A 26,351-nucleotide genomic window follows, 5' to 3' on the forward strand; every position below is an offset into this window, starting at 1 on the left:
GCCTCGGTGAGCAGTCGCACATGGCCGGTGGTCCAGTCGATGTGCGGGCTGGGCTCGTCGACGTGGAGTGTTTTGGGCAGGGTGGCGTGGCGCATGGCCTGGATCATTTGATGACGCCGCCGATGCCGGCGGCGGCCTGTGCGTGGCCGATGTTGGACTTGAGGGAGCCCAGCCACAGTGGTTCGTCGCGGTTCTGTCCGTAGGTGGCGAGCAGGGCTTGTGCCTCGATGGGGTCGCCGAGGGTGGTGCCGGTGCCGTGGCCCTCCACCGCGTCCACCTGGTCCGGCGTCAGCCCGGCGTTCGCCAGGGCGGCGTTGATGACGCGTTGCTGCGACGGTCCGTTCGGCGCGGTCAGGCCGTTGGACGCGCCGTCCTGGTTGACGGCCGAGCCTCGGATGACGGCCAGGACGGGGTGGCCGTTGGCCCGGGCGTCCGACAGGCGTTCCAGCAGGACCATGCCCGCGCCCTCGGCCCAGATGGTGCCGTCGGCACCGGCCGCGAACGACTTGCACCGGCCGTCCGCGGCCAGCCCGCGCTGCTGCCCGAACTCCACGAACATGCCCGGGGTCGCCATCACCGTGACGCCACCCGCCACCGCCAGCCCACAGTCCCCGACGCGCAGCGCCTGCACCGCCTGGTGCATCGCGACGAGCGACGACGAGCAGGCCGTGTCGATCGTCACCGCCGGGCCCTCCAGACCGAAGGTGTAGGCCAGCCGTCCCGACGCGACGCTCGCGGTGTTGCCGGTGAGCAGATAACCCCCCAGCCCGTCGTCGCCCTCGTGCAGCCGCGGGCCGTACTCCTGCGACATCGCGCCCACGAACACCCCGGTGCCGCTGCCGCGCAGCGTGCCCGGATCGATCCCGGCGCGTTCGAACGCCTCCCAGGTGACCTGCAGCAACACCCGCTGCTGCGGGTCCATCGCGGTGGCCTCGCGCGGGCTGATGCCGAAGAACTCCGCGTCGAACCCGGCGGCGTCGTCCAGGAACCCGCCGTGCCGGGTGTAGGTCTTGCCCCGCACCCCCGGCTCCGGGTCGTACAGGGCGTCCAGGTCCCAGCCCCGGTCGGTGGGGAAGCCCGAGATGGCGTCCACACCGCCGTCGACCAGCCGCCACAGCTCCTCGGGCGAACCGGCGCCACCGGGGAAGCGGCAGGCCATGCCGACGACCACGATCGGGTCGTCGGCGTCCACCGCGCGCGGCGCGGACGTGGCGGGGGAGATGTCCTCGCCCAGGGCCAGTTCGCACAGCTTCCGCGCCAGCCGGGACGGGCTCGGATGGTCGAAGACGACGGTCTCCGGCAGCGTCAGCCCGGTGGCGTCCACCAGGTTCTGCCGCAGCTGGACCGCCATCGTGGAGTCCATGCCCAGCTCACGGAACGCCCGCTCGACATCGACGGTGTCCGTGCTCAGGTGGCCGAGCACGATGGCCGTGCGCAGCCGCACCAGCTCCAGCGCCGCACGGTGCCGCTCGTCCTCCGGCAGCCCGGCGATCCGCTCCGGCCACGTCGTCGTTCCGGAGCCGGATACCGGGGCCTGCGCGCGCTCGGCCTCTTCGCGCGGGGCCGTGGGCTCGTACGCGGCGGACACCTCCGGCCAGTGGCGCTCGCGCTGGAAGGCGTACGTGGGCAGCGCCACGCGGCGCGGCGTCCGCCCCGCGAACACGGCCGGCCAGTCCACGGACAGGCCGCGCACATGAAGCTCCGCCAGGGAGGTCAGCAGCGGCGGCCACGGCGCCTCGTTGCGCCGCAGCGACCCCACGACCAGCGCCTCCGGCAGCGTCTCGCGCAGTCCGAGGGTGAGGACGGGATGCGGGCTCGACTCGAGATAGGTGCCGAAGCCCGCCTCCGCCATGGCCCGGAGCGTCGCCTCGAAGAGGACGGGCTGACGGAGATTGGTGTACCAGTACCCGGCGTCCAGCCCGGCCGTGTCGATGGCGCCCGCCGTGACCGTCGAGTAGAACGCGATGTCACACGAGCGCGGCCGCACCCCCGCGAGCTGCTCCAGCAACCGCTCCCTGATGGCCTCCATATGCGGTGAGTGCGAGGCGAAGTCCACGGCGGGGACGGCCTTCGCCCGGATCCCGTCCGCCTCGCAGCGGGCCAGCAGCGCGGCCACCACCTCGGGGGCCCCGGACACCACCGTGGTGCCGGGGCCGTTGACCGCGGCGATGCTCAGGCCCTCGCCGAAGCCGGCGATGTAGTCCGCGACCCGGTCGACCGGGAGCGGCACCGACGCCATGGCCCCGGTGCCCGCCAGCGTCATGATGGTCCGGCTGCGCAGCGCCACCACCCGGGCGGCGTCCTCCAGGGTGAGCGCTCCCGCGATGTGCGCCGCGGCCACCTCGCCCTGCGAATGCCCCACCACCGCGTCCGGCCGCACGCCCAGCGACTCCCACACCCGGGCGAGCGACACCATCACCGCGAACAGCACGGGCTGCACGACATCCGCGCGGTCGAGGGACGGCGCGCCGGTCCGGGCGGTCAGCGTGTCCAGCAGCGACCAGCCGACGTACGGGGCGAGCGCCGCGTCGCACGCCTCGATCGAGGCGCGGAAGACCGCCGACGTACGCAGCAACTCGCGCGCCATGCCCTCCCACTGCGACCCCTGCCCCGGGAACACCAGCGCCACCTTGCCGTGGTCGCCCGTGACACCCGTGACCAGCCCCGGCACCTCGGCCCCGGTCCGCAACGCCTCCAGCTGCGCGTCGTGGTCGAGCCCGAGGGCCACGGCACGGTGCTCGAAGTGGGTGCGGGTGCGGGCCAGCGACCAGCCGACGTCGTACGGATCCGAGCCGCCGTCAGGGGTACGCCGCTCCAGCAGCCGCCCGGCCTGGGCGCGCAACGCCGCCTCCGTACGCCCCGACACCGGCCACGGCGCCAGCGGGATCACCGGCTCGCCGCTCCCCGAAGCGTCCTGCACGGCCCGCTCCGGCCCCTCGCCCAGCACGACGTGGCAGTTCGTCCCGCCCACGCCGAAGGAGCTCACCCCGGCCAGCAGTGGCCCGTCCGGCCACGGGCTGCACACGGTCTGGACGCGCAGGTTCAGCGCCTCGGGGTCGATGCGCGGATGCGGCGCCTCGTAGTTCAGGCTCGCCGGAATCTCCCGGTGCCGGATGCTCAGCGCCGTCTTGATCAGCCCGACGATCCCCGCCGCGCCCTCCAGATGCCCGACGTTGGTCTTGGCCGAGCCGACGAGAACGGGCGAGCCCGCGGGCCGCGCGCTGCCGTACGCGGCGCCCACGCCCTCCGCCTCCAGCGGATCGCCCGTCGGCGTGCCCGTCCCGTGCAACTCCACATAGCGCACCCGCGCCGGATCCACCCGCGCGTCCTCGCACGCCCGCCGCGCCACCGCCGCCTGGGCCTCGGCGCTGGGCACGGTGAGCCCGGCGGTGGCGCCGTCGTTGTTGACCGCGCTGCCGAGGATCACCCCGTACACCGTGTCCCCGTCGCGGACCGCGTCCGCCAGCGGTTTCAGCACGACGACCCCGCCGCCCTCGCCGCGTACGTAGCCGTTGGCCCGCGCGTCGAAGGTGAAGCAGCGCCCGTCCGGCGACAGTCCGCCGAACCGCCCGGCGACCTCGGCGCTCTCCGGCGCGAAGTTGAGCGCCACCCCGCCCGCCAGCGCCAGGGTGCACTCGCCCTTGCGCAGGCTCTCCACCGCGAGGTGCACCGCCACCAGCGACGACGACTGCGCGGTGTCCACCGCCAGGCTCGGGCCGCGCAGACCCAGCGCGTAGGAGACCCGGTTGGCGATGACCCCGCGGTTCAGCCCGGGCAGCGAGTGCTGGGTGATCGCGCCGCCGCGCTGTGCCAGCGCCGCGTAGTCACTGGCGATCGCCCCGACCATGACGCCCGTCGCCGTGGAGCGCAGCGTCTCCGGGACGATGCCCGCGTCCTCCAGCGCCTCCCAGGCGAGTTCGGCGAACAGCCGCTGCTGCGGGTCGATCGCCACCGCCTCGCGCGGCGAGATGCCGAAGAACGCCGCGTCGAACGCGTCCACCCGGTCGAGGAACCCTCCGTGGCGCAGCCCGGCCCGATGCCGTTCCCCCTCGTCCGGCAGCACCGCGTCCGGGTCCCAGCGGTCCGGCGGCACCTCGGTGATCGCACTGCGGCCCGCGCGCAGCAACTCCCAGAAGGTGCCGGGGTCGGGCGCCTGGGGGAGGCGGCACGACACGCCGGTGATTGCGATGGCATCAGTACCGTGAACAAGATCACTCGTCATGGTGGCGAGTGCCTCCCTCATCGCGCGCTGTCGAAAACGCCGGGCTGGCGTTCGTCCTGAGGCACGATCGTCGGCTTCGCCACCCGCCCCTAGCTACCCGTAGAGCCCCCTAGGGGGTGTCTTTCGGATCAGGCCCGCGAGCCCGGCATGATCCGCAAGACACCCCCTGGGAGACCGTGTCCCATACGGCGAGGGGGCCGCCGGAAACAGCGCGTCCGCCCGCCCGTCGGAAAACGGGACGGGCGGACGACACCCCCTCGCCGAGGCACGGCGGAACGGGTCAGGCGGACTCGTAGCTGACGGCGTGGGCCCCCTGCAGCAGCTGCTCGCGGTTTCTGATGCCCATCTTGCGGTAGACCCGCGTCAGATGCTGCTCCACGGTGCTGACCGTGATGAACAGCCGGTCGGCGATCTCCCGGTTGGCGTACCCCTGGACGGCCAGCATGGCGACGCGCCGCTCGGATTCGCTCAGCCCGCCGAAGCTGTCGTGGTCGGCGCGGTCGCCACCGCGGGATTCCGCGCTCCCCCGGGGGCCGATGCTCCGCGGCGTGGACGTCGGGAGCAACTCCTGGCACAGGGGTTCCGCCTGGCAGCTCTTGGCGAGCCGCCACGCCCGCCGCGCCGTCGGCCGGGCCCGCTTGTCGCCCAGCTGCTGGTACGCGCGGCTGAGATCGGCCAGCACGGCGGCCGCCTCGTACCGAGCGCCACTGCCCTCCAGCAGGCGGAACGCGTCCCGCAGGATGGGCGGTTGCTGGGTGACCGGCTGCACCAGGGCCAGGCCGTGCAGCGCCATGCCACGCGACCGGGGGAGCCCGGAGTCGGGCCTGGCGAGCTGCTTCTCCACGAGCCGGACCGCCCGCTCCCGGTCGCCCAGCCGCAGCCACGCCTCCGCCTCGCCCAGCCGCCACGGCGCCACGGCGGGCGTGTCGACCTTCCAGCGCCGCATCAGGCTGCCGCACCCCTGGAAGTCGGACAGCGCCAGATACGTGTTGCCCGTGGCCAGATGGTGGCGCCCGCGCGCGTACAGATAGTGCAGCCCGGCGCGGGTGAGGAACAGCTCGGGCGGCGGCTCCGGCGTCAGGTACCCGGCCGCGGCCTGGTGGTCGCCCATCGCGGTGTGCGCCTCGATCAGTATGGCGAGCGCCAGCGCGCTGCTGACGTTCCACCGCGGCCCGGACAGCCGGGCGTACGCCGTCTCCGCCTGACGCACGGCGTCGGCCAGCCGTCCGCGGCGCAGCGAGACGAGTGCGCCGACGCAGGCGATCTGCGCCCGCCAGCCCGGGGCGTCATGGCGTCCCGCGTCGCCCGCCAGAAGGTCGTGCCACGTGGCGGCGGCGTCGATCCGATCCGCGTAGCACAGGGCGAGCAGCGCCTTCGGCAGGCTGCTGAGCTGCGAGGTCGCCGCGTTCTCACGGCTCTGGAGCACCTGCTCGGCCAGGGCGATGGCGTACTCGTCGGCGCCCCGCTCCAGGACCAGGGCGAGCGCGTGCCGGGCCCGCAGCTCGGAGTGGGACGTGGCCGGGGCGGCGGAGGCCGGCAGCGGACGGCTCAGCCGGTCGAGCACGCCGGGGACCTCCGAGGCCATCAGCATCCGCGTGCCGTGCAGCGCGGTCGCCATCTCCTCGTCGTCGCCGTTGAGCTGGTCGACGGCCTCCAGCGCCTCGTCGAAGCCGAGGTGGAACAGCATGCCCTCGGCGGCCCACAGCGCGTCGACACCGGTCAGCTTGCCTTCGACGATGGGCCCCTTGAGCGCGAGAAAGTGCGGGGCCGAGTCGGCGGGCCGCAACTGCCACTGCCCGCAGGCGAACTGCGACTTCACCGACAGGCGCTGCGTCTCGTCCACGCAGCATTCGCGGGCCAGCTCCAGGCACCGGATGCCGCGCTGGACGTCCCCGTCGTCCAGGGCCCGGCAGGCGGCCTCGCGCAGCACGCCCAGCACCCAGTCCTCGTGCAGCGGACCGACGCCGAGCAGATGCGCGGCGACCGCCTGCGGCGGCGCCCCGCTGTCGTACAGCAGACGGGCGGCGCGATACCGCAGCTGCGTGGCCTCCTCGTGCGGCATCTCGCCGAGGACCGCCTGCCGTACGCCCGCGTGCCGCAGCCGCGCCCCGCCCAGCACGCCGATGCCGGTGAGCAACCGGAGATAGCGTTTCAGCAGTTCGGTGTCGATGCCGCTCAACCGGCTCAGCAGCAGCGGCGTGGCCGCCTCGTCCAGCAGCGCGACACACCGGGCGAGCAGCACCGCGCGCGGGCCGATCCGGTGCAGATAGGCGAGGACCGCCTGATGGAAGACCGGCCCGATCGCCACCCCGCCCTCGGGGAGCGGCGCGGCCCCGTCGCCGTCCGACGCGGCCGCCCCGGTGGCGGATTCGGGCGCGGCGCGCAGCCTGTGCTCCTCGATGAGCGCCTGGGCCAGCAGCGGATTGCCGCCGCTCAGGGTGTGGACCTCGGTGAGGAACCGGTCCGACGGAGAGGACGAGGGCAGGTTCGCGGCCAGCTCCCTCATGCCCACCCGCGAGAGTGGCCCCAGGTGGAAACGGCGCACGCTCGTCCGGTACAGCAGGTCGTGGAGGATGCGCGGCGGCTGCTCCTCCACGGAGACACCGCGCGTGAAGACCAGCGCGAGGGGGAGCCGGTTCAGCCGCTGCGCCAGGTAGCGCAGGCAGGAGAGGCTGGCCGTGTCGGTGTGCTGGATGTCGTCCACCGCGATCAGCAGCGGATGCCGGGCCGCCAGGTCGGCGATGATCTGGTACGTCTGCCGCGCGACGGCCACGGAGTCGTCCTCCGCCACGGGCGGGACCGGCGTGGCGGCTCCGTCGGCCCCATCCGGCCGCGGGCCCCGCACCGCGTGCACCGCGTGCAGGAGCTGGGCGAGCGCGCTGTACGGGACGTCGCGCTCGTGGGGCGAACTCACCACGGCGAGCACGGTGCTGCCCGCCGCGGTGGCCCGCTCCGCCAGCGCGTTGAGCACCGTGGTCTTGCCCATCGCCGTCGAACCGCTGACCGCCGCGACGGCCCCCCTGCCGCGCGCGGAGTGCGTGAGTAGATCATCGAGCTGTTCCAGTAATTTTCTTCGTTCCACCAACACTGCTGAGCTTCCCCCTGTCGGCATCTTTGATCGCGAAGCCGGTTCCGATTTCCAGCACGCCCGGAACGGAACAGATCCGTCTTGCTGGAAGTTCGCGGCCTTCATTCGGCCACTGTCCGGGCGGTAGGATATTCGGCGCGACGCCGCGGAACACCCCTTGGGGGTGTTCCTAGGGGAATCTTAGTCCGCGGTCCCACGGTTTCCGGGAAGGAGACTCGGCCGGGTCTTTCCGGAGCGATGAATTCCTTGTGTGCGCCGTGAGTCATGCAAATACCAAAGCCGTAGAGAAACAGGGTATTTTGTTGTAGACACCTGTCACGCATCGATACCAGAAGGCATGGTCACGGACAGGGACGCGGCACAGTGAAAGGCGGACGGCGTGTCGTCGCCCCTGCCGTCGTATACGTAGTCGTTGCCGACCGCGGGCTTCCCGGCGTTCTCCCGAAAGGCACCGGACGGCAACCCCGCCAGGCGGGCCGCCGGACCGGTCAGAGATGGAGAAGCGCGATCGCCGGGGGGCGAGACATACTGCTCGAAGCCGGTCGGGCCGAGCCAGGCGACGCCGACGCGGGACCGCGACGGCGGGCCCCTCGCCTACCAGGGAGACAGGATGAGCATGACCATGAACACAGGCACGCAGTCGCCTGCGCCGCACGTCGCCGACAGCCATGACCTGATCCGCGTGCACGGCGCGCGCGAGAACAATCTCAAGGACGTCAGCATCGAGATCCCCAAGCGCAGGCTGACGGTGTTCACCGGTGTCTCCGGCTCGGGCAAGAGCTCGCTGGTGTTCGACACGATCGCCGCCGAGTCCCAGCGGATGATCAACGAGACCTACAGCACCTTCGTGCAGGGCTTCATGCCGACACTGGCCCGGCCCGAAGTCGACGTGCTCGACGGGCTGACGACCGCGATCATCGTCGACCAGCAGCGCATGGGCGCCGACCCCCGCTCCACGGTCGGCACCGCCACCGACGCCAACGCGATGCTGCGCATCCTCTTCAGCCGGCTCGGGCAGCCCCACTTCGGCCCGCCCAGCGCGTTCGCCTTCAACGTCCCCTCGGTCCGGGCGAGCGGCGCGATCACCGTAGAGCGCGGCAACAGCAAGACCGTGAAGGCGACCTTCAGCCGCACCGGCGGCATGTGCCCGCGCTGCGAGGGCCGGGGCACGGTCTCCGACATCGACCTCACCCAGCTCTACGACGACTCCAAGTCGATCGCCGGGGGCGCGTTCACCATCCCCGGCTGGAAGTCCGACAACGTGTGGACCGTAGGGCTCTACGCCCAGTCGGGCTTCCTCGACCCGGACAAGCCGATCCGGGAGTACACCAAGAAGGAAATGCGGGACTTCCTCTACGGCGAGCCGACCAAGGTGAAGGTCAACGGCGTCAACCTCACCTACGAGGGGCTGATCCCCAAGATCCAGAAGTCGTTCCTCGCCAAGGACCGGGAGGCGATGCAGCCGCACATCCGGGCGTTCGTGGACCGGGCCGTCACCTTCACCGTCTGCCCCGAGTGCGACGGCACCCGGCTCACCGAGGGCGCCCGGTCCTCCCGCATCGGCGGGATCAGCATCGCCGACGCCTGCGCGATGCAGATCAGCGACCTGGCCGCCTGGGTTCGCGGCCTGGCCGAGCCGTCGGTGGCGCCGCTGCTCGCCGCGCTGCGGCACACCCTCGACTCGTTCGTGGAGATCGGACTCGGCTATCTCGCGCTCGACCGGCCGTCGGGCACGCTGTCGGGCGGCGAGGCGCAGCGCGTCAAGATGATCCGCCACCTCGGCTCCTCGCTCACCGACGTCACGTACGTCTTCGACGAGCCCACCATCGGGCTGCACCCCCATGACATCCAGCGGATGAACAACCTGCTGCTGCGGCTGCGGGACAAGGGCAACACGGTGCTGGTGGTGGAGCACAAGCCGGAGACGATCGCGATCGCCGACCATGTCGTCGACCTCGGCCCCGGCGCCGGTACGGCGGGCGGCGGCGTCTGCTTCGAGGGCACCGTCGAGGGGCTGCGGACCGGCGGCACCATCACCGGCCGCCACTTCGACGACCGGGCCGCGCTCAAGGAGACGGTACGGAAGCCCACCGGCACGCTGCCGATCCGCGGCGCGACGGCGCACAACCTGCGCGATGTCGACGTCGACATCCCGCTCGGGGTGCTGGTCGCCGTCACCGGCGTGGCCGGTTCCGGCAAGAGCTCGCTCCTGCACGGCTCGCTGGTGGGCCGTCCGGATGCCGTCGAGGCGGGTGTGGTGGCGGTCGACCAGAGCGCGATCCGCGGCTCCCGGCGGAGCAACCCGGCGACGTACACCGGACTGCTCGACCCGATCCGCAAGGCGTTCGCCAAGGCCAACGGCGTGAAGCCGGCGCTGTTCAGCGCCAACTCCGAGGGCGCCTGCCCCCACTGCAACGGCGCCGGTGTCATCTTCACCGACCTGGCGATGATGGCCGGGGTCTCCACCACCTGCGAGGAGTGCGACGGGAAGCGGTTCCAGCCCTCGGTGCTGGACCACCGCCTCGGCGGCCGCGACATCAGCGAGGTGCTGGCGATGCCGGTGGCCGAGGCCGAGGAGTTCTTCGGCGCCGGAGAGGCGCGCACCCCGGCGGCGCACCGCATCCTCGGCCGGCTCGCCGACGTCGGGCTCGGCTACCTCGGCCTGGGCCAGCCGCTCACCACCCTGTCCGGCGGCGAGCGGCAGCGGCTCAAGCTGGCCACGCACATGGGAGAGAAGGGCGGCGTCTACGTCCTCGACGAGCCGACGACCGGTCTGCACCTCGCCGATGTCGAGCATCTGCTCGGCCTGCTCGACCGGCTCGTCGACTCCGGCAAGTCGGTCATCGTCATCGAGCACCACCAGGCGGTCATGGCGCATGCCGACTGGATCATCGACCTCGGTCCCGGCGCCGGCCACGACGGCGGGCGGATCGTCTTCGAGGGCACCCCCGCCGACCTCGTCGCCGCCCGTTCCACCCTCACCGGCGAACACCTGGCGGCCTACGTCGGCGCCTGACCGGCGTCGCTCCGGGAGAACCGGGCGCGCAGCTCCGCCTCGAGCACTTCGAGCGTGCGCCCCCGGGTCTCGGGGACGCAGGCCTTCACGAACGCGAGCGCGCAGACGCCCGCGCCCACGAAGAGGAAGAAGGTGGTGGAGATCCCCATCGCGGACACCAGCGACGGGAAGACCAGGCCGATCAGGAAGTTGGTCAGCCACAGCACCACGGCCGCGATGCCCATCCCGAACCCGCGCATGCGGGTCGGGAAGATCTCGGAAAGCATCAGCCAGGTGACCGGCGGCCCGGACTCGCCGGCCGCCGATCTGGACGCGCTGGGGCGGCGCACGGTCGCCGTCTCCGTCGGCCGCCGCGTGCCGGGCGCCCGGGTCGACACCGTCCACACCTCGGAGGGCAAGGGCGTCCGGCAGGCCATGGACCATCTGGTAGCGCTCGGCCACCGCCACATCGTGCACATCGACGGCGGCCGCGGGCCGGGCTCGGCGGAACGCCGCCGCGCCTACCGCGCCGCGATGCGCCGCCCCGGCCTCGCGGCCGGGGCGCGGGTGATCCCCGGCACCCACACGGAGGAGTCGGGCTCCGCGGCGGGCCACCTGCTGGTGGCCGAGCGCGACCGCGGCCACCCCCTGCCGACAGCGGTGCTCGCGGGCAACGACCGGTGTGCGATGGGCCTGTTGATGACGCTGGCGCGGGCGGGCGCCGACGTCCCCGGCGAGGTGTCGGTGGTGGGCTACGACGACAGCCATCTGTCGCATGTGATGCCGGTGGGCCTGACGACGGTCCGTCAGGACGCGGTGCGCATGGCCGAGTACGCGGTGGGGTTCGCCGTGCGGCGACTGGAGGACGATGCGGCGGAGCCGCGGGAAGCGGTGCTGGAACCGGAGCTGGTGGTGCGGGACACCAGCGCACCACCCCGGTCGCAGGACACCCCTCAGCGCTCCGTCAGGGCGGTGACCAGCCCGTCCAGCCCGCCGAACTGCCCGTCGAAGACATCGGAGCCGGTCGGCGGATCGCCGACCGGCCGTCGGACGTAGGCGGTGCGCATGCCTGTCGCCTGGGCGCCGCGGAGGCCCCGGGCGTGGGCGGCCACCATGAGCACGCGCTCCGGCGGACATCCGGCGGCGTCGAGGGCGAGCCGACAGGCGCTGACCCGCCGTGGCCCCGGCCACGGCCGAGTTCGGGATGCGGCTCCGGCAGCCGTACCACTCCGGGCTCCACCGGCCGCGTTCCGCCGGACAGCCGCAGGACGTCGGCGTAGCCGCGCGGCACCATGGGGGCGGCGACGTCGCGCTCGGCGCAGACGGCGGCTCCGGCGGCCCGCGAATACCCCTGAGCTGCGACCAGTTGATTCCCTACACCTGCGCGGATCGGGGCCCCCGAGGGGAGTTCGCCCTGCACCCAGTGAGACGATGCGCCCGCCGAAACGATGTTTTACCGAAACGGAGGGCGAATGCATAAACGTCGTGGAACCGTGACCCGCCGCTGGAAGGTGGCGGCGGTCGCGTCCACGGTGGCCGTGGCGATCGTGGTCCCGGTGGCGGTGGCTCAGGCCTCGCCCGAACCACCGGAGGTCAACGCCAAGGGCGCGTACCTGCTCGACACCGGCTCCGACGAGGAGCTGATGGCCAAGGACGCCGACACCAAGCGTCCGATGGCGAGCACTACGAAGATCATGGCCGCGCTCGTGGTACTCGAGTCCGAGAACGTGGATCTCGACAAGCAGATCACCGTCAAGCAGGACTACCGTGACTACGTCACCAAGACGGAAGCCAGCACGGCGGACCTGCAGACCGGCGACAAGCTGACCGTCAACCAGCTGCTGTACGGCATGATGCTCCCGTCGGGCTGTGACGCTGCGATGGCGCTGGCCGACACGTTCGGCACCGGCGACACCGTGGCCGACCGTACCAAGTCGTTCGTCTCCAAGATGAACGCCAAGGCGAAGGACCTGGGCCTCACCAACACCCACTACGAATCCTTCGACGGTGTCTCGGCGAGCAGCGACAACTACTCGACGCCCCGTGACATCGCCGAGCTGACGCAGCGGGCGATGGAGAACTCCACCTTCCGGACCGTCGTCGAGTCGGTGTCCACCAAGCAGGAGGCACCGGCGGCCAACGGCCGCACCCGGTACTACTCCTGGGACAACACCAACCGTCTCCTGGGCTCCTACAAGGGCGCCATCGGAGTCAAGACCGGGACCACCACCCCCGCCGGTCCCTGTCTGGTGTTCGCCGCCGAGCGCGATGGCCGTACGGTCGTGGGAGTCGTCCTGAACGACGCGACGGACCGTTACCCGGACGCGCAGAAGATGCTCGACTTCGCGTACGACACCGACACCCAGGTGAAGTGGCGCAAGCTTCCCAAGGACGCTCAGCGGGACTGACCCGTGGAGCCCCTTCGGGGTGAGAGCGCGGTGCCCCGGCCGGAGACGATCCCGGCCGGGGCACCGGTGTTTTCGGGCAGGCGCTACGACGACGTCGTGGCCGCGTCCTTCCGGGACGCGTCCGGCGCCGCCGCCTCGCCGTCCCGCTCCTCCGGCAGTTTCAGCAGCAGCGTCAGCACGAAGGCCACCAGGTACAGGGCGAGGAAGACGAGCGTGACGCCACCCGCGCCGACCAGGGGGAAGAAGAGGCTGGCGAGCGCCGGGCCGACGAAGGCGGCGTCGAAGACGGCCCAGGTCACCAGGCCCGTCCACATCACCCGGCGCGGCCCCCACACCTGGCAGAGCGCGCCGGAGAACCAGGACGCCAGCATGACGGCGATGCCGTACACCGTGATGACATACCCGGCCCGTACGTCCGTCGCGGCGCCGTGGTCGGCCATGTACGGGGCGATGAAGCCGGATTCGACACCATCGCCGATCATGAACAGGAGCACGCCCACGTAGCCCAGGACCAAGGCTTTCGGCATCGCTGCCTCCACTTCGAGGTGTGCCTGCGGTGTGACGGAGTACGACCGCAGATACTCAAACGCGCCGAGAGAAATATCAATAGTCTTGGTAAAGCTAACGAGGTCGGATGTTAACTATTCCGCGTCGACCACCCGCACATCCGTCTGCTCCCGCATCTCCCGCAGCAGTTCCTCGTCCACCGGGCCGGTCAGCAGCACATGGTCGAAGGAGTCCACGCTCTCCAGCCGGTGCAGCGCCCGGCGGCCCACCTTGCTGTGGTCCATGAGCAGCACGCTCGTCGCGCCCGCCTGCCGGGCCGCCCGCTTGATGCTGACGATCTCCTGCTCCTGATGGAACGTCATGTCCGCGGTCATCCCGGAGGTGGACAGCACGGTCAGGTCGACGGAGACGCCGCTGATCATGTCGATCGCCGGCAGCCCGATCCACGAGTCGTGGGTGCGCGAGTACTCGCCGCCCACGCAGATCAGCCGGATGCCCTCGACGCCCCGCAGCTCCTCCGTGATCAGCCGGTAGTTCGTCACCACGGTCAGCGGCCCGACCTCGGGCAACAGCCGCGCCAGGGCCAGCGCCGAGGTCGAGTCGTCCAGCATCACCGACATCCCCGGCGCCACGAACGCCAGCGCGGCACGGGCCAGCGCCCGCTTCTCCTCGGTGTGCGCGTGCAGCCGGAAGTCCGAACTGGACTCGAAGACCATCGAGGGCTGCGCGGAGACCCCGCCGTGGTACTTGCGCAGGATGCCGCGGTCCGCCAGTTCGGCGATGTCCCGGTGGACCGTCATCAGGCTGACGCCGGTCAGCTCGGCCAGCTCGGCCACGGTGGCGTCCCCCCGGGCCAGGACGTGGTCGACGATCAGTTGGTGTCGCTGCTGCCGCGCACCGCGCGAAGACGGGAGAGTCATGGCTCCATCCTGCCGTGCCAATTTCTCACATGTAACCGGTGACAACTCACAGTGTTGCTATTAATTTCGCTGGGACGGAATCACCAGCCAGCAGATCAGGGGTACGCATGGCCGACGCAGTGGTCTTCGACATGGACGGCGTACTGGTGGAGAGCGAGCATCTGTGGGAGGAGCTGTGGACCGCGTACGCCGCCGCGCACAGCCGTTCCTGGGGCCCGGAACAGATCCGTGAGGTGCAGGGGATGAGCGCCCCCGAGTGGGCCGCGTACCTCACCCGGTTCTGCGGGGCGGGCGGCTCCGCCGAGGACACCGAGCGGACCGTCGTCGACGGCATGGTCCGGGCACTGGCCGACGGGCGCATCGAGCTGCTGCCCGGCGCCCGCGAGATGATCACCGCCACCGCCGAGCGCGGACCCGTCGCGCTCGCCTCCTCCGCGCCGCGCCGCGTCGTCGACGCCGTCCTCGTCCACCACGGCGTCGACCACCACTTCAAGGCGACCGTCTCCAGTGCGGAAGTGGAGCGCGGCAAGCCCAGCCCGGATGTCTATCTCGCCGCCGCGAGTGCCCTCGGCGTGGCCCCGGAGCGCTGTCTGGCGGTCGAGGACTCCAGCAACGGACTGCGCGCCGCCGCGGCCGCCGGGATGACGGTCGTGGCCATCCCCAATCCGCAGTACCCACCCGCCGAGGACGCCCTCGCGGCCGCCGCCTTCCGTTCCCCGGACCACGGCGCCGTGACCGACTTCCTGCTGGGGCGGCTCGACGCCCGAGGGGAGTGACCGACATGACCACGGTCCTGGTAGCCGGCGACGACTTCATCGCGCCCGAACTCTTCTCCACCGCCCTCGCCGACGCCCTGCCCTCCGCGGGGCTGACCTTCCGCACCCTGCGCACCCGCTGGCCGAACGAGCCCTTCGGCCCGGTCGGGGCCGACGAGCGGGGCAACGGCGGCGTCAAGGAGGCCAGCGGCACCGAGGAACAGGTGCTGGAGGCCCTCGGTGACGCGAGCGTCGCCCTCACCCAGATGGCCCCCTTCACCGCCCGGGTCATCCGCGAGGCACCGCGGCTGAGGTTCATCGGCGTGGCCCGCGGCGGCCCGGTCAACGTGGACGTGGCCGCCGCCACCGCCGCCGGGATCCCCGTCACGTTCACCCCCGGGCGCAACGCCGCCGCGGCCGCCGAGTTCGCCGTCGGCCTGATCCTCGCCGCCCTGCGCCGCATCACCTTCGCCGACGCCGCCCTCAAGGAGGGCGTGTGGCGCGGCGACTACTACGCCTACGAGAACGCCGGGCTCGAACTCGACGGCGCCACCGTCGGCCTCGTCGGATACGGCGCCATCGGCGCGATCGTCGCCCGCGTGCTGCGCGCCTTCGGCGCCCACGTCCTCGTGTCCGACCCGTACGCGGACCCGGACCGGACGAAGGCCGACGGCGTCGAACTCACCGCCCTGGAGGACCTGTTGCGGCGCAGCTCGGTGGTGAGCCTGCACGCCCGGGTCACCCCCGAGACACGGCATCTGCTCAACGCCGGCAACCTCGCCCTGCTGCCCGAGGGCGCCGTTCTCGTCAACTCCGCCCGCGGCGACCTGCTCGACTACGCCCCGCTGCCCGGGCTGCTGGAGTCCGGCCGGCTCGGCGCGCTCGCCCTCGACGTCTACGACGTCGAACCGCCCCCGGCCGACTGGCCGCTGCACCACGCCCCCAACGTCATCACCACGCCCCATCTTGCGGGCGCCACCCGGCAGACCGCCGACCGGGCCGCCGCGATCACCGCAGCCGAGGCCGCCCGCTTCCTGCGCGGCGAACCACCGCGGCACATCGCCAACCCGGAGGTGCTGACCGGAGGCCGATCATGATCGTCGGAGTGGACATCGGTACGTCGGTCACCAAGGCCCAGCTGATATCCCGCGACGGCCGCACCACCCCCGCCCACGAGGCCCGCAGCACCGTCTACACCCTCCCCGGACAGCGCGTCGAACAGGACCTGGACGATGTCGTGGGCACCGTGGAGACCGTCGTACGGGCCGCCCTCGCCGACGCCGCGGACCTGGACGGCGAACCGGTCGAGGCCCTGGCCCTCACCGGACAGGGCGACGGGCTGTGGCTGCGCGACGCCACCGGCGCCCCCGTCGGCCGCGCGCTGTCCTGGATGGACGGCCGGGCCGCGGACCGGCTCGACAAGTGGACCGCCGACGGCACCCTGCGCGCCCTGCACCGGCGCACCGGCGTCGGCCTGTTCCCCGGCTCCGCCGCCCCCCTGCTGGCCCACCTCGCCGAGCACGAGCCGGAGCGGCTGGCGGCGGCCCACGTCGCCGGGTACTGCGTGGACGCCGTCGTGCAGCGGCTGACCGGCGCCGTGACCGTCGACGCCTCCGACGCCTCGCAGCCGTTCCTCGACGTCGCCACCCGCCGTTACGACGAGACCGCCCTCGACCTGTGCGGACTGACCGACCACCGCGGGCTGCTGCCGGACCCGGCGCCGCCCGGCGCCCGCGCGCTCACCGACGACTGGCTCGCGCAGCGGTTCGACGAGACCTCCCCCTCGGCGGAGAAGGTCGCCGCCATTCGCGGTTACGAGAACTGATGCGTGCCCAGGGGGTGACCGACGGCACAGAGCGCGGCGCCCGCCAGGCGCGCGGCCACTGCTCCACCGTGCCTTTCGCGCCGCCGTCGCCACGCTGTGGCTCACTCCACAGCCCGGCCGGTGACCTGCCGTTCCGGATGGTTGCCGGGGGAACGTATCCTCGAAGGCATGTCCGCACCCGCCCGTCTGCTGTGTCTCGCGCTGTTCGCGAACTCGGCTTGGTGCGTCGACGACGGCCTCTGTCGCCGCTGAGCCGGAACCGGCCGGTCCCCGGCGCGCCGCCGCGCCCCGGCCGGAGGCGCCCGCCGAGCCGCCGGTGCGCCGGGTGCCGCTCGCCGTGTCCGGGACCTCCGCCTGGCGGCAGTCGGTGGCCGTCGGCAACGGCACCGGGCTGCGCGCCCACACCCTGCTGCTCGGCACCACGGCCACCCTGTTCGCCCTGCTCATCGGCACGGGCACCGGGCTGCCCGGGTCCGTTCCGGCGCCCTCGGCCGGACCGCTCGGCCTGGGACTGCTGATCGGCTCGTTCGGTCGGGCTGCCGCCGGACCTGTTCGCCGAGGCTCTTCAAGCTCGCCGAGGCGTCGATCGGCGAGCCCGAGGGCACGGTCCGCGAGGTCGTCTACCCGGCGGTGTACGGCGGTGAGCAGACGCTGCGGGAGCTGGTGCACGAGTTCAAGACCCGCGGCCCGGTCTACCGGCGCACGGTGCAGACGACGCTGAAGGCGTCATACGCCAACCACTACCGGCGCGGGCTGATCAAGCTGCTGGACGTGCTGGAGTTCCGCTCGTCCCACCACACCCACCGGCCGGTGACCGAGGCCCTGGCGCTGGTGGCCCGGTACGCGGCGGCGGGCAACACCACGTACTACCCGCTGGGCGAGACCGTGCCCGTGCACAAGGCGATGGCGGGGACTGGGCCGAGGTCGTCCACCGCACCGACAAGCGGGGCCGGCGCCGGGTGGTGCGTATGGTCTACGAGGTCCTCCACTTCCAGGCCCTGCGCGACCAGCTCAAGTGCCAGGAGATCTGGGGCGTCGGCGCCGACAAGTGGCGCAACCCGGACGAGGACCTGCCCCAGGACTTCGCCGAGCGCCGCACGGCGAACTGCCGCGAGCTACGCAAACCGCTGGACGCTGCCGACTTCGTCGACGAGCTGCGCGAGCAGATGACCACCGAACTGACGCTGCTGAACGACCGGATGCCGCGCTTGAGCCGGCTGGACATCGCCGAGCGAAAGTCCGGGGCGATCCGGCTGACCCCGGCCGAGGCCCAGCCCGAGCCGAAAAACTTGCGCCGGACCAAGGCCGGGGTACAGCGCCGGTGGGGCGTCGGCCCCTCATCGACATGCTGAAAGAAGCCGTCCTGCGCACGGCTGCCTGGACGCGGTCACCTCGGTCTCCGACGGCGGCTCCCTCTCGGCAGAGGTCCTGGCCGAGCGCCTGCTCCTGGTCATCGAACCCGAATGGACAGGCCTCCTCCCCCTACCGACCGGCGCGGCCTGACGCCGCTGTTCTGGTCCCACATCCGCCCGTACGGGGAGGTCAACCTCGGCATGGGCGCTCGCCTCGACCTCGCTGCGGTCACCGTTCCGGGCCCCCGGCCCGGACAGGCAGAGAACGGAGAAGTCCCTTCAATGTGTTCAGAGAGTCGATGATCATGATCGGATGCCGATTGGAGGAGGAGGCCTTCAACCGGTGAACCCACCGAATCATCTGGTGAAGAGAGGCTCTCAGTGGTGCGAGTCTGGTGCTAACACTGGCCGACTCAGATCGTGTCGCGTCACCCGAGCAGAGAATGTGAGCATCTATCAGTGAAACTCCCCATATCGCAGCGCGTGGCCTGCCTTTCCGCGACCACCGTCGCACTGGCCGCCCTCGCCACGGCCCCGGCCCATGCTGACGGCTCGTGGCAGAAGGTCGGCAGCGACGCCCGCACTGGCGTCAGCGGCCTCGCCTACGAGGGCCGCACCGAAGACGGGACCGCGGTTCGCGCGCTGGTCGTGCACGACAACAAGCTGGCCGGGCAGCAGCGCCTGTCCCGGATCACCCACCGGGAAGGCTCCGACGATGTCTCCCTGCTCACCTGGGACGGAGCCGAGCCCGTCGACCTGGAGGCGATCGAAGCCGTCCCCGGGGCACGGGGAGAGTTCATGGCGCTCGCCAGCCGGGGCATCGTCTACCACCTGAAGGTCACTGGGTCCACGGCGACGGTCATCGACTATTCCCCCCTGCCGAGGATCGGCGCGGGCGACAACTTCGAGAGCTTCGCGCTCGTCTCGCAGAACGGCAAGCTCGCCGCTCTGTGGGCGGACCGAGGCGCGGGCGCGGCTCGTCCCTCCGCCGTCTACGCGGCGCCCATGACTTTCACCCCGTGGGGCCAGCCGGAGTTCGGCGCCGTGACGCGCAAGTCCTACCAGGCGGCGTACCCCACCGACGGGGCCACCCGCCACATCTCCGACATCTCGGTGACCGAGTCCGGCAAGGTCACCGTGAGCTCGGCGGCGGACGCTGGTGACGATGGGCCGTTCGACTCCGCGGTGAGCCAGGCGGGCACCGTGACCGTGACGGCCACCGGGAAGGTGCGGCTCGTTCTCGCGGCAACTCCGATCGTGATCGGGAAGTTCCCGCAGCACAAGGTCGAGGGCGTCGAGTGCCTGCCCGGCTCCTCCGAGGCGCTGCTCGGCACCGACGACGAGAACCTCGGCGGGTACCTGCGGACCGCCTCCCTCTGCTGAGTTTGTGATCCTCATATCCTTCCCGCCTGCCGCATAGGCCAGGCGGGAAGCTCGATCCTGGCTGCCCGGATCGGTACGCCAGGCCCTCCCCGCGTAATCGACTTCCGCACGGGCCTCGGAGGCGTGGGGGCGGGGCGTGCGGTCCGTCATCGTGGTTTCTCACCCGTCGTCGAAGGAGGAAAGCCGGAGGAGCGGCCCGGGCCACCGCTGCCTGGAGGAATGCGTAGCGGCGGCCCGGGGAGAGGGGTCAGCCCGCTGCCAGCGCGGTGTTGATCGCGTCGGCCATCGGGGTGCTGGAAGCCGGGTTCTGGCCGGTGAAGAGATTGGCGTCCTGGATGGTGAACGCCTGGTAGGCGTCGCCCTGCTCGTGCCGGGCGCCCATCTCGCGCAGACGGCTCGCCAGCAGCCATGGAGCGTTGTCGGCGGTGCCGAACTTGCGCTCCTCCTCATCGGTGAACGCGGCCATCCGCCGGCCGGAGAAGATCCACTTGCCCTGCTCGTCGACCGCGGACAGCAACGCGGCCGGACCGTGGCAGACCGCACCGATGATCTTGCCGGCGCGATCGGCCTCGACCAGCAGCCGGCCCAGGTTCGCGTCCTGGAAGAGGTCGACCACGGGGCCGTGCCCGCCCGGCAGCACCACGGCGTCGTAATCGGCGGCCGAGACCTCCTCCAGCTTCAGCAGCGGCCCGAAGTCGCTGAGCGCCTTCTGGGCGTGGGCCACGTGCCGGGCACAGTCCGCACCGGCGATCGCCGGGTCGGCGCTGTGCTTGTCCAGCGGCTGCAGCACACCCCCGGGGGAGGCGAAGTCGACGGTGTGGCCGGCGCCGACGAACGCCTCGTGCGGCGCAGCCAGCTCCTCCGCCCAGTAGCCCGTGGGGTACTGCGAGCCGTCGGTGCGCTCCCACACGGCGGCTGCGGACATGACGATCAGAATGCGGCTCATGACTTCTTCCTCAGCTTCTCGCAACCAGCCGGTCACCTGCGGGACCGGCGCTGTCGGATCGGCTGATCCGGCAGCGCCTCCACTGTCCCCCGCCCCGGACGCCTGAACGCGGCCATCACCGGCCCTGAGCTGCCTCGGTCCGCACTGCCTAGGACGGACAGTCCTCGTCAAGGCGGCCGTGACCGCGGCGAATCGGCCACACTGAGCCCATGGCCACCTCGAACCGCGAACTCGCCGATTTCCTGCGCCGGGCCCGTGACCAGTGCGATCCGGCGCGTGCAGGACTGCCGCCGGACGCCCGCGTACGCCGCGTACCAGGCCTGCGACGCGAAGAGGTGGCACGACTGGCCGGTGTCTCCACCGACTACTACGCCCGCCTCGAACAGGGACGCCACATCACCCCCTCACCCGCAGTGGTCGAAGCACTGGCACAGGCGCTGGAACTCGACGCCGCCGGACGTGCCCACCTCAACGACCTCATTGGCGCCACCGCCGCGGCCCCCCGACGCCGGCGCCCGCCGACCGTCCAGCGCTTGCGCCCTGGCCTCCACCAACTGTTGGACTCCATGGAGCGCACCCCCGCCCTGGTCCTGGGACGCCGAGCGGACGTTTTGGGCGCCAACCCGATAGCCAAGGCGCTGTTCACCGACTTCGACGCCCTGCCGCCAGCTCAACGCAACTACACACGGTGGCTCCTCCTCGACCCGGCAGCCCGTACCCTCTTCGTCGACTGGGACCTGCAAGCCCGCGCAGCCGTGGAGAACCTTCGCCTCGATGCCGGCCGTACCCCTGACGACCAGCCCACCCAGGACCTCATCACCGAGCTGAAGGAAAACAGCGCAGAGTTCGGGCGCTGGTGGCAGCAGCACCGTGTCCACCAGCGCACCCATGGAGCCAAACGACTGCTCCACCCGCTCGTCGGCGAGGTCACCGTGCAGTACGAAACCTTCACTCTCCCAGGGGACCCCGAAGCAGCCGTCTTTCTCTACAGAGCCGAAGCCGGTTCCCCGTCCCGCCGGGCACTCGACCTCCTCATCTCCTGGACACTCTCCCCCACTGTCCCTCGCAGCGAGCCCTGAACTCCGCGACCCTCGGTCACCTAGCGTTACTACCGTGGCATCACGGTTGTTCAGGGCCCGGTGCAGCTGCTCCAGCACGCACACCACGTACGCGTCCTGGTCCACCGCGCCCTGCGGCAGATCAGGGCTGGCGTATCCGCCTTGCGCCACTCCGGCGGCACGAACTTGCCGTCCACCCCGCGCGGCAGCAGCGGCTGTCGGCCGTCCTGGCCAGGCAGTACAGGAAGAGGACCACCGCGGCGACGGACAGCAGCCGCAGGGCCTGCCGCACCGAGACCTTGTCGGCCATCCGCGCATAGGGGCCGCACTGCCGGTAGATGGTCACGCACACAGGTGAGGACCAGTGGCCGGTCGCTGCCGCTGTTGAAGTCCGACGCAGGGCGCCGGGGTCCGTCGGCGATGAAGAACAGCGCACTCAGTAACGCGGTGAGGGCGACGCCCGCCATCAGCCAGTAGCGGGCCTTCCGTGCCGCCTCCTCGTCGGCGGCCGACCAGCGCAACAGGATTGCTCTGCGCGCTCACGCCGCTGCCGACCGCCGACAGACGCATCACCAGGATGGCGAGGTTGCCGACGCCCAGGAAGCTCCCGCTCTCCATGATGAGGACGCCCATCGTGAAGGTGAGGCACTGGAGCAGCAGCGTGACGACCAGGACGGGGTGGACGTCGTCCCGCCGGCTCCGCCTGACCTGGCACACCGGTAGATGAGCGCGGCATACGACGCGAGCGCCGCGATGACGAACCAGAGCGTGTTGATGGCGTTCTCCCCGGTGTCCCTCATGCCGGAAACGTCCATGGCCGCACGATACCTGTCGGCTACAACGGTCATCGGGAAGTCGCCGGAGCCGTGCGGGCGCGCGACGTGATCCCGGTCACATATCAGCCGAAGGTGCGGCGGTAGGTATGCGGGCTGACGCCGGTGGTCCGCTTGAAGCGGTCGCGGAAGGCGGTGGGGGAGCCGAACCCGACCTGGGCGCCGATGCGTTCGACGGAGTGGGGTGTGGTCTCCAGAAGGTGCTGGGCCTGGCGGACGCGGGCGCGGTGCAGCCACTGGAGCGGGGTGGTGCCGGTCTGCTCGCGGAAGCGGCGTATCAGGGTCCGGGTGCTGGTCCCGGCGTGGGCGGCGATGTCGGCGAGGGTGAGGTCGCGGCCCAGATTGTCCTGCAGCCACGCGAGCAGGGGTTCGAGGACCGAGCCCTGAGGGGCGGGCGGGTAGTCGTGGACGATGAACTGCGCCTGCCCGCCTTCGCGTTCCAGCGGCATGACGGACAGCCGGGCGGCGTGGGCGGCGACGGCCGAGCCGTAGTCGCGGCGGATCATGTGCAGGCACAGGTCCAGGCCCGCGGCGGCGCCCGCGGAGGTGAGGAACTGGCCGTTGTCCACGTACAGGACGTCCGGGTCCACCTCGATGTCCGGGTAGGCCGCGGCCAGGAGACCGGCCGCGATCCAGTGGGTGGTGGCCCGCAGCCCGTCGAGCAGACCGGTGGCGGCCAGGACGAAGGTGCCCGAACAGATGGAGGCGATCCGTGTGCCGTCCGCGGCCGCCGCCCGCAGGGCGTCGCGGACAGCGGGCGCGAGCGGGACCGAGGGATCGGCGGTACCGGGCACGATGACGGTGTCCGCCCCGCTCAGCCCGTCGAGGCCCCAGGGGGCTCGCAGGGCGAAGGTCCCGGCGTCGATGTCCTGGCGCTCGCCGCACACCCGGATCTGGTAGCCGGGGCGCCCGTCCGGCAGGCGGGTGCGGCTGAAGACCTCGATCGGCGTGGACAGGTCGAACGGGATCACCTGGTCCAGGGCGAGTACGGCGATGGTGTGCATGGCCGGAAGATGCCCCCTCGCCGGATGGCCCGAAGCGGCCCGGAGCGCCGAGTCCTCTCCTTCGCCGCAGTTCAGGAGCGCTCTCGCCGAAGGTGGCACTATCCCGTTGAAAGGTGGCACTCATGCCACTGGGAGGAGGAGCGGCAGCCGGTTAGCTTCGGGGGCGTTCCCGGCGCAGGCCGGACTTCCCGCCACCGCGAGCCTGGTGAAAGAGGGCCCTCCATGCATGTCCAGGTTGTTCTGTTCGACGGCTTCGACCCGCTCGACGTCATCGCCCCCTACGAGGTGCTGTACGCCGGTGGCGCCGCCTCGGCGGGCGCGGTGAGCGTGGAACTGGTGTCCGCCGAAGGACCTCGCGAGGTGCCCAGCGGCGCCGGGAGCCTGACCCTGCGGGCCACCGCCGCCCTCGACCCCGAGCGCGCCGGTGTGATCCTGGTCCCCGGCGCCGCGGGCCGCCTCGGCGAGCCCGGCGAGGTGCCCGGGGAGGGGGTGGGGGAGGGGACGTGGCGGCCGGATGAGTTCATCTCCGTCATTCTGGGGCGCGCCGCGGCCACCGGGCTGCCCGCGCTGGTGAAGGCGGCGATGGAGAACCCGGAGGCGACGGTCGCCACGGTGTGCGGCGGGTCGCTCCTCCTGGCCATGGCCGGGCTGCTGGAAGGGCGCCACGCCACCACCCACCACACGGGTCTGGACGCGCTCGGCGCGAGCGGCGCCCACGCGGTGAGCGCCCGCGTCGTCGACGACGGCGACCTCGTCACCGGCGCCGGTGTCGCCTCCGGGCTCGACCTGGGCCTGTATCTGCTGGAGCGCGAGGTGGGCCCGCGGATCGCGCACGCCGTCGAAGAGCTGTTCGCCCATGAGCGCCGCGGCATCGTCTGGCGCGATCGGGGCCTGGCGCCCGCCGGCTTCTGACCACCCACCACGAACCACTGGACCATGACGAAACTCTTCCTCTGCCTCCACGTACTGGCCGCCGTGGTGGCCATCGGCCCGGTCACCGTCGCCGCGAGCATGTTCCCGCCCGCCCTGCGCCGCGCCCACAGCGACCCGGATGACCACGAGGCGTTCGCCACGCTGCGGACGCTGCACCGCGTCTGCCGCGTCTACGCCGCCGTCGGCATCGCCGTACCGCTCTTCGGGTTCGCCACCGCAAGCAGCCTCGGCGTCCTCGGCAGCGCATGGCTGATCGCCTCGATCGTCCTGACCGCCGCGGCCGCCGCGGTCCTGGCCCTGCTGATCCTGCCCGCCCAGGAGGGGGCGCTCACCGCGGCCGGGGCTCCCGGCGCCGCCGCCCTGGCCCCTGGCCGCCTCGCCATGCTCACCGGCGTCTTCAACCTGCTGTGGGCCACGGTCACCATCCTGATGATCATCCGCCCCGGCTCCACCACGGGGGTATGACCGTGCACGTGCGGTCCTTGCGTATCGCGGCACACGCCGAACTCGTCTCACTGATCATCATGCTGGCCAACCTCGCCACCGCCCATCTGGGGCCCATCTCCTCCCTGATGGGCCCCACCCACGGCTGCGCCTATCTGTTCGTCGTCGGCGCGACCTGGCGCCTTCGGCAGGCCACGAACACCACCAAGGCCATTGCCGTCATCCCCGGTGTCGGCGGCCTCCTCGCACTGCGGCGGCTCAGCCGCGCCGGAACAGCCCTTCCGCGCCCCGGACACCCCGAAAGGGCAACGCAGCCATGATGACCTACCTCGCGCCGATCCTGGTCGGCGTCGTCTACGCCCTGGTGATGTCGCTGATCCGCGAACCGCACCGACGCCGCTTCAACGCGATCATGGTGGCGGGCGCGGGAGCGGCCTACCTCAGTGGCGGTGGCTTGGGCGGCTGGGAATTCCTCGCCACCGCCGCCATCACCTACGTCGCCTACCTCGGACTGGAGTCCTGGACGTTCATCGGCATCGCGTGGCTCATGCACACCGCCTGGGACGTGGTGCACCATGCCAAAGGCAACCCGATCATCCCCTTCGCCCATGACTCCTCCCTCGGCTGCGCCATCTGCGACCCCGTCATCGCCCTGTGGTGTTTCCGGGGCGGCCCCTCGCTGATCGACTTCGTCCGCGGCCGGGTCGGGCCCACCCGATCGGAGCGGGCACAGGATGTCGGGTCCGGCAGGGTGCGGTCTTCCTAACGTGAGGGTCGTAAGGGAAGGAGACCGAGGTGCTGGAGCGGCTGAACGAGGCCCTGGACCACATCGAGTCGCATCTCGATCAGCGGATCGAGGTGACCGAGCTGGCGCGGATCGCGGTGACGTCGGAGTACCACTTCCGCCGGATGTTCTCCGCGCTGGCGGGGATCTCGCTGTCGGAGTACATCCGGCGCAGACGGCTCACCGTCGCCGGGGCCGAGGTGCTCGCCGGAGAGCGGACGCTGCTGGAGATCGCGGTGCGCTACGGCTACGGCTCGGGGGAGGCGTTCGCACGGGCGTTCCGCACCCTGCACGGCGTGGGCCCGGGCGAGGCCCGGCGCGGCGGTGCCGCGCTGAACTCCCAGCCACGGATGTCCTTCCGCCTTGTCGTCGAAGGGAGTAGCACCATGCGATACTGGGTCGTGGAGAGGGAACGGTTCCATGTGGTCGGCAAGAAGGCCCGGGTTCCGCTCGTTCATGTGGGGGTGAACCCGGCGATCGCCGAGTTCATCCGCGGCATCGACGCGGAGACGACGCGGCGCGTCGCCGCACTGTCCGACCAGGAACCGGAGGGGATCGTCGGGGTCAGTGACAACCTCGACCCGAGCCGGGCGGAGGGAACCGAACTCGACTACTACCACGGCGTGGTGACCGGATCCGCAGGTCCGAAGGACCTGGACACGCTCACCGTCCCGGCGGGGACCTGGGCCGTCTTCGAGAACTCCGGCCCGTTCCCGCACGCGCTCCAGTACCTGTGGCGCGATGTGTTCACGCAGTGGTTCCCGTCCAATCCGTACCGGAGCAGGCCGGGGCCGGAGATCCTGCGCACCCGGCTGTCGCAGGACGGGGCGGAGGCGGACGCGGAGTTGTGGATCCCGGTGGAGCGGACCGCGGTCTGAGCGGTGACGGGCGGTG

At 71.6% G+C, this 26,351-nt stretch carries 18 protein-coding genes and 6 pseudogenes; 15 read left to right on the forward strand and 9 right to left on the reverse strand.

What is annotated here, in order from left to right:
• Together ASC60_RS43880 and ASC60_RS17310 are read right to left on the reverse strand one after the other, a co-directional pair.
• A pseudogene (locus ASC60_RS43880) lies at window positions 1-4,222 on the reverse strand (type I polyketide synthase); the annotation flags it as partial.
• A 280-nt stretch (window positions 4,223-4,502) separates the two neighbouring features.
• A complete protein-coding gene (locus tag ASC60_RS17310; protein ID WP_055551873.1) occupies window positions 4,503-7,334 on the reverse strand; it encodes an AAA family ATPase in 2,832 nt (943 codons plus the stop codon).
• Between the two features lie 592 nt (window positions 7,335-7,926).
• Between ASC60_RS17310 and ASC60_RS17315 the strand changes: the two genes are divergently transcribed.
• Window positions 7,927-10,326, forward strand: coding sequence for an ATP-binding cassette domain-containing protein (locus tag ASC60_RS17315; protein WP_370592927.1), 2,400 nt, complete (start codon window positions 7,927-7,929; stop codon window positions 10,324-10,326).
• Here the strand turns inward: ASC60_RS17315 and ASC60_RS17320 are convergent.
• Window positions 10,311-10,607, reverse strand: a pseudogene (locus ASC60_RS17320) (MFS transporter); the annotation flags it as partial. The gene ASC60_RS17315 and the pseudogene ASC60_RS17320 overlap by 16 nt on opposite strands.
• Window position 10,608: 1 nt before the next feature.
• Here ASC60_RS17320 and ASC60_RS17325 point away from each other — a divergent pair.
• A pseudogene (locus tag ASC60_RS17325) lies at window positions 10,609-11,244 on the forward strand (LacI family DNA-binding transcriptional regulator); the annotation flags it as partial.
• A gap of 14 nt (window positions 11,245-11,258) precedes the next feature.
• Here ASC60_RS17325 and ASC60_RS42920 read toward each other — a convergent pair.
• A pseudogene (locus ASC60_RS42920) lies at window positions 11,259-11,465 on the reverse strand (haloacid dehalogenase type II); the annotation flags it as partial.
• 312 nt (window positions 11,466-11,777) lie between these two features.
• Here ASC60_RS42920 and ASC60_RS17330 point away from each other — a divergent pair.
• Window positions 11,778-12,713 (forward strand): D-alanyl-D-alanine carboxypeptidase family protein, encoded by a 936-nt coding sequence (locus ASC60_RS17330; RefSeq protein WP_055551877.1) that lies wholly within the window; start codon window positions 11,778-11,780, stop codon window positions 12,711-12,713.
• A 268-nt stretch (window positions 12,714-12,981) separates the two neighbouring features.
• On the opposite strand, the pseudogene ASC60_RS39290 reads toward ASC60_RS17330, so the two are convergent.
• Together ASC60_RS39290 and ASC60_RS17340 are read right to left on the reverse strand one after the other, a co-directional pair.
• Window positions 12,982-13,240, reverse strand: a pseudogene (locus ASC60_RS39290) (MFS transporter); the annotation flags it as partial.
• 114 nt (window positions 13,241-13,354) lie between these two features.
• On the reverse strand, window positions 13,355-14,140 hold the full coding sequence (locus tag ASC60_RS17340; RefSeq protein ID WP_055551881.1) for a DeoR/GlpR family DNA-binding transcription regulator: 786 nt from the start codon (window positions 14,138-14,140) through the stop codon (window positions 13,355-13,357).
• 107 nt (window positions 14,141-14,247) lie between these two features.
• Here ASC60_RS17340 and ASC60_RS17345 point away from each other — a divergent pair, with 107 nt between their 5' ends.
• The 6 genes and pseudogenes from ASC60_RS17345 (at window position 14,248) to ASC60_RS17365 (ending at window position 19,455) form a co-directional block, all read left to right on the forward strand.
• Window positions 14,248-14,916 (forward strand): HAD family phosphatase, encoded by a 669-nt coding sequence (locus ASC60_RS17345; protein ID WP_079038451.1) that lies wholly within the window; start codon window positions 14,248-14,250, stop codon window positions 14,914-14,916.
• A 5-nt stretch (window positions 14,917-14,921) separates the two neighbouring features.
• Window positions 14,922-15,992: a 2-hydroxyacid dehydrogenase gene (locus tag ASC60_RS17350; protein ID WP_055551883.1), complete on the forward strand. Its 1,071-nt coding sequence runs from the start codon at window positions 14,922-14,924 to the stop codon at window positions 15,990-15,992.
• Window positions 15,989-16,720: an FGGY family carbohydrate kinase gene (locus ASC60_RS17355; protein ID WP_370592928.1), complete on the forward strand. Its 732-nt coding sequence runs from the start codon at window positions 15,989-15,991 to the stop codon at window positions 16,718-16,720. The genes ASC60_RS17350 and ASC60_RS17355 overlap by 4 nt, the downstream gene beginning before the upstream one ends.
• A 229-nt stretch (window positions 16,721-16,949) precedes the next feature.
• Window positions 16,950-17,249: pseudogene (locus tag ASC60_RS42925) on the forward strand (YeeE/YedE family protein); the annotation flags it as partial.
• 439 nt (window positions 17,250-17,688) lie between these two features.
• Entirely contained in the window at window positions 17,689-18,072 is a 384-nt protein-coding gene (locus tag ASC60_RS17360) for a hypothetical protein (protein WP_234356992.1), read from the forward strand.
• A 459-nt stretch (window positions 18,073-18,531) separates the two neighbouring features.
• Window positions 18,532-19,455 carry a hypothetical protein gene (locus ASC60_RS17365; RefSeq protein WP_055551885.1) on the forward strand — a complete coding sequence of 308 codons (924 nt, stop codon included), beginning with the start codon at window positions 18,532-18,534 and terminating at the stop codon, window positions 19,453-19,455.
• A 247-nt stretch (window positions 19,456-19,702) separates the two neighbouring features.
• Here the strand turns inward: ASC60_RS17365 and ASC60_RS17370 are convergent, their stop codons facing one another.
• Entirely contained in the window at window positions 19,703-20,401 is a 699-nt protein-coding gene (locus ASC60_RS17370) for a type 1 glutamine amidotransferase domain-containing protein (RefSeq protein ID WP_055551889.1), read from the reverse strand.
• A gap of 209 nt (window positions 20,402-20,610) precedes the next feature.
• Here ASC60_RS17370 and ASC60_RS17375 point away from each other — a divergent pair, with 209 nt between their 5' ends.
• On the forward strand, window positions 20,611-21,480 hold the full coding sequence (locus ASC60_RS17375) for a helix-turn-helix transcriptional regulator (protein ID WP_055551891.1): 870 nt from the start codon (window positions 20,611-20,613) through the stop codon (window positions 21,478-21,480).
• A 121-nt stretch (window positions 21,481-21,601) separates the two neighbouring features.
• Here the strand turns inward: ASC60_RS17375 and ASC60_RS42930 are convergent, their stop codons facing one another.
• Entirely contained in the window at window positions 21,602-21,805 is a 204-nt protein-coding gene (locus tag ASC60_RS42930) for a hypothetical protein (RefSeq protein ID WP_234356993.1), read from the reverse strand.
• 552 nt (window positions 21,806-22,357) lie between these two features.
• Entirely contained in the window at window positions 22,358-23,296 is a 939-nt protein-coding gene (locus ASC60_RS17390) for a GlxA family transcriptional regulator (RefSeq protein WP_055551896.1), read from the reverse strand.
• A gap of 222 nt (window positions 23,297-23,518) precedes the next feature.
• On the opposite strand from ASC60_RS17390, the gene ASC60_RS17395 reads away from it, so the two are divergent.
• From ASC60_RS17395 to ASC60_RS17415, 5 genes are read left to right on the forward strand one after another with little or no spacing between them, the layout of a single operon-like run.
• The gene (locus ASC60_RS17395; protein WP_055551898.1) at window positions 23,519-24,208 is read left to right on the forward strand and encodes a DJ-1/PfpI family protein; all 690 of its coding nucleotides are present in this window, start codon (window positions 23,519-23,521) and stop codon (window positions 24,206-24,208) included.
• 24 nt (window positions 24,209-24,232) lie between these two features.
• A complete protein-coding gene (locus ASC60_RS17400) occupies window positions 24,233-24,694 on the forward strand; it encodes a hypothetical protein (RefSeq protein ID WP_055551900.1) in 462 nt (153 codons plus the stop codon).
• The gene (locus ASC60_RS17405) at window positions 24,691-24,993 is read left to right on the forward strand and encodes a hypothetical protein (protein WP_199830979.1); all 303 of its coding nucleotides are present in this window, start codon (window positions 24,691-24,693) and stop codon (window positions 24,991-24,993) included. Before ASC60_RS17400 ends, ASC60_RS17405 begins: the two co-directional genes overlap by 4 nt.
• The gene (locus ASC60_RS17410) at window positions 24,993-25,439 is read left to right on the forward strand and encodes a DUF6010 family protein (RefSeq protein ID WP_055551901.1); all 447 of its coding nucleotides are present in this window, start codon (window positions 24,993-24,995) and stop codon (window positions 25,437-25,439) included. Before ASC60_RS17405 ends, ASC60_RS17410 begins: the two co-directional genes overlap by 1 nt.
• Window positions 25,440-25,468: 29 nt before the next feature.
• A complete protein-coding gene (locus ASC60_RS17415) occupies window positions 25,469-26,335 on the forward strand; it encodes an AraC family transcriptional regulator (protein ID WP_055551902.1) in 867 nt (288 codons plus the stop codon).
• Window positions 26,336-26,351 lie beyond the last annotated feature (16 nt).

Source organism: Streptomyces sp. NBRC 110028 (assembly GCF_001417735.1).
Taxonomy (GTDB): domain Bacteria; phylum Actinomycetota; class Actinomycetes; order Streptomycetales; family Streptomycetaceae; genus Streptomyces.

Excerpts from the sequence above, each read along its gene's own strand:
- ASC60_RS17310 (WP_055551873.1), bottom strand. The coding sequence starts at position 7,334 with ATGCCGACAGGGGGAAGCTCAGCAGTGTTGGTGGAACGAAGAAAATTA.
- ASC60_RS17315 (WP_370592927.1), top strand. The coding sequence starts at position 7,927 with ATGACCATGAACACAGGCACGCAGTCGCCTGCGCCGCACGTCGCCGAC.
- ASC60_RS17330 (WP_055551877.1), top strand. The coding sequence starts at position 11,778 with ATGCATAAACGTCGTGGAACCGTGACCCGCCGCTGGAAGGTGGCGGCG.
- ASC60_RS17340 (WP_055551881.1), bottom strand. The coding sequence starts at position 14,140 with ATGACTCTCCCGTCTTCGCGCGGTGCGCGGCAGCAGCGACACCAACTG.
- ASC60_RS17345 (WP_079038451.1), top strand. The coding sequence starts at position 14,248 with ATGGCCGACGCAGTGGTCTTCGACATGGACGGCGTACTGGTGGAGAGC.
- ASC60_RS17350 (WP_055551883.1), top strand. The coding sequence starts at position 14,922 with ATGACCACGGTCCTGGTAGCCGGCGACGACTTCATCGCGCCCGAACTC.
- ASC60_RS17355 (WP_370592928.1), top strand. The coding sequence starts at position 15,989 with ATGATCGTCGGAGTGGACATCGGTACGTCGGTCACCAAGGCCCAGCTG.
- ASC60_RS17360 (WP_234356992.1), top strand. The coding sequence starts at position 17,689 with ATGGTCTACGAGGTCCTCCACTTCCAGGCCCTGCGCGACCAGCTCAAG.
- ASC60_RS17370 (WP_055551889.1), bottom strand. The coding sequence starts at position 20,401 with ATGAGCCGCATTCTGATCGTCATGTCCGCAGCCGCCGTGTGGGAGCGC.
- ASC60_RS17375 (WP_055551891.1), top strand. The coding sequence starts at position 20,611 with ATGGCCACCTCGAACCGCGAACTCGCCGATTTCCTGCGCCGGGCCCGT.
- ASC60_RS17390 (WP_055551896.1), bottom strand. The coding sequence starts at position 23,296 with ATGCACACCATCGCCGTACTCGCCCTGGACCAGGTGATCCCGTTCGAC.
- ASC60_RS17395 (WP_055551898.1), top strand. The coding sequence starts at position 23,519 with ATGCATGTCCAGGTTGTTCTGTTCGACGGCTTCGACCCGCTCGACGTC.
- ASC60_RS17400 (WP_055551900.1), top strand. The coding sequence starts at position 24,233 with ATGACGAAACTCTTCCTCTGCCTCCACGTACTGGCCGCCGTGGTGGCC.
- ASC60_RS17405 (WP_199830979.1), top strand. The coding sequence starts at position 24,691 with ATGACCGTGCACGTGCGGTCCTTGCGTATCGCGGCACACGCCGAACTC.
- ASC60_RS17410 (WP_055551901.1), top strand. The coding sequence starts at position 24,993 with ATGACCTACCTCGCGCCGATCCTGGTCGGCGTCGTCTACGCCCTGGTG.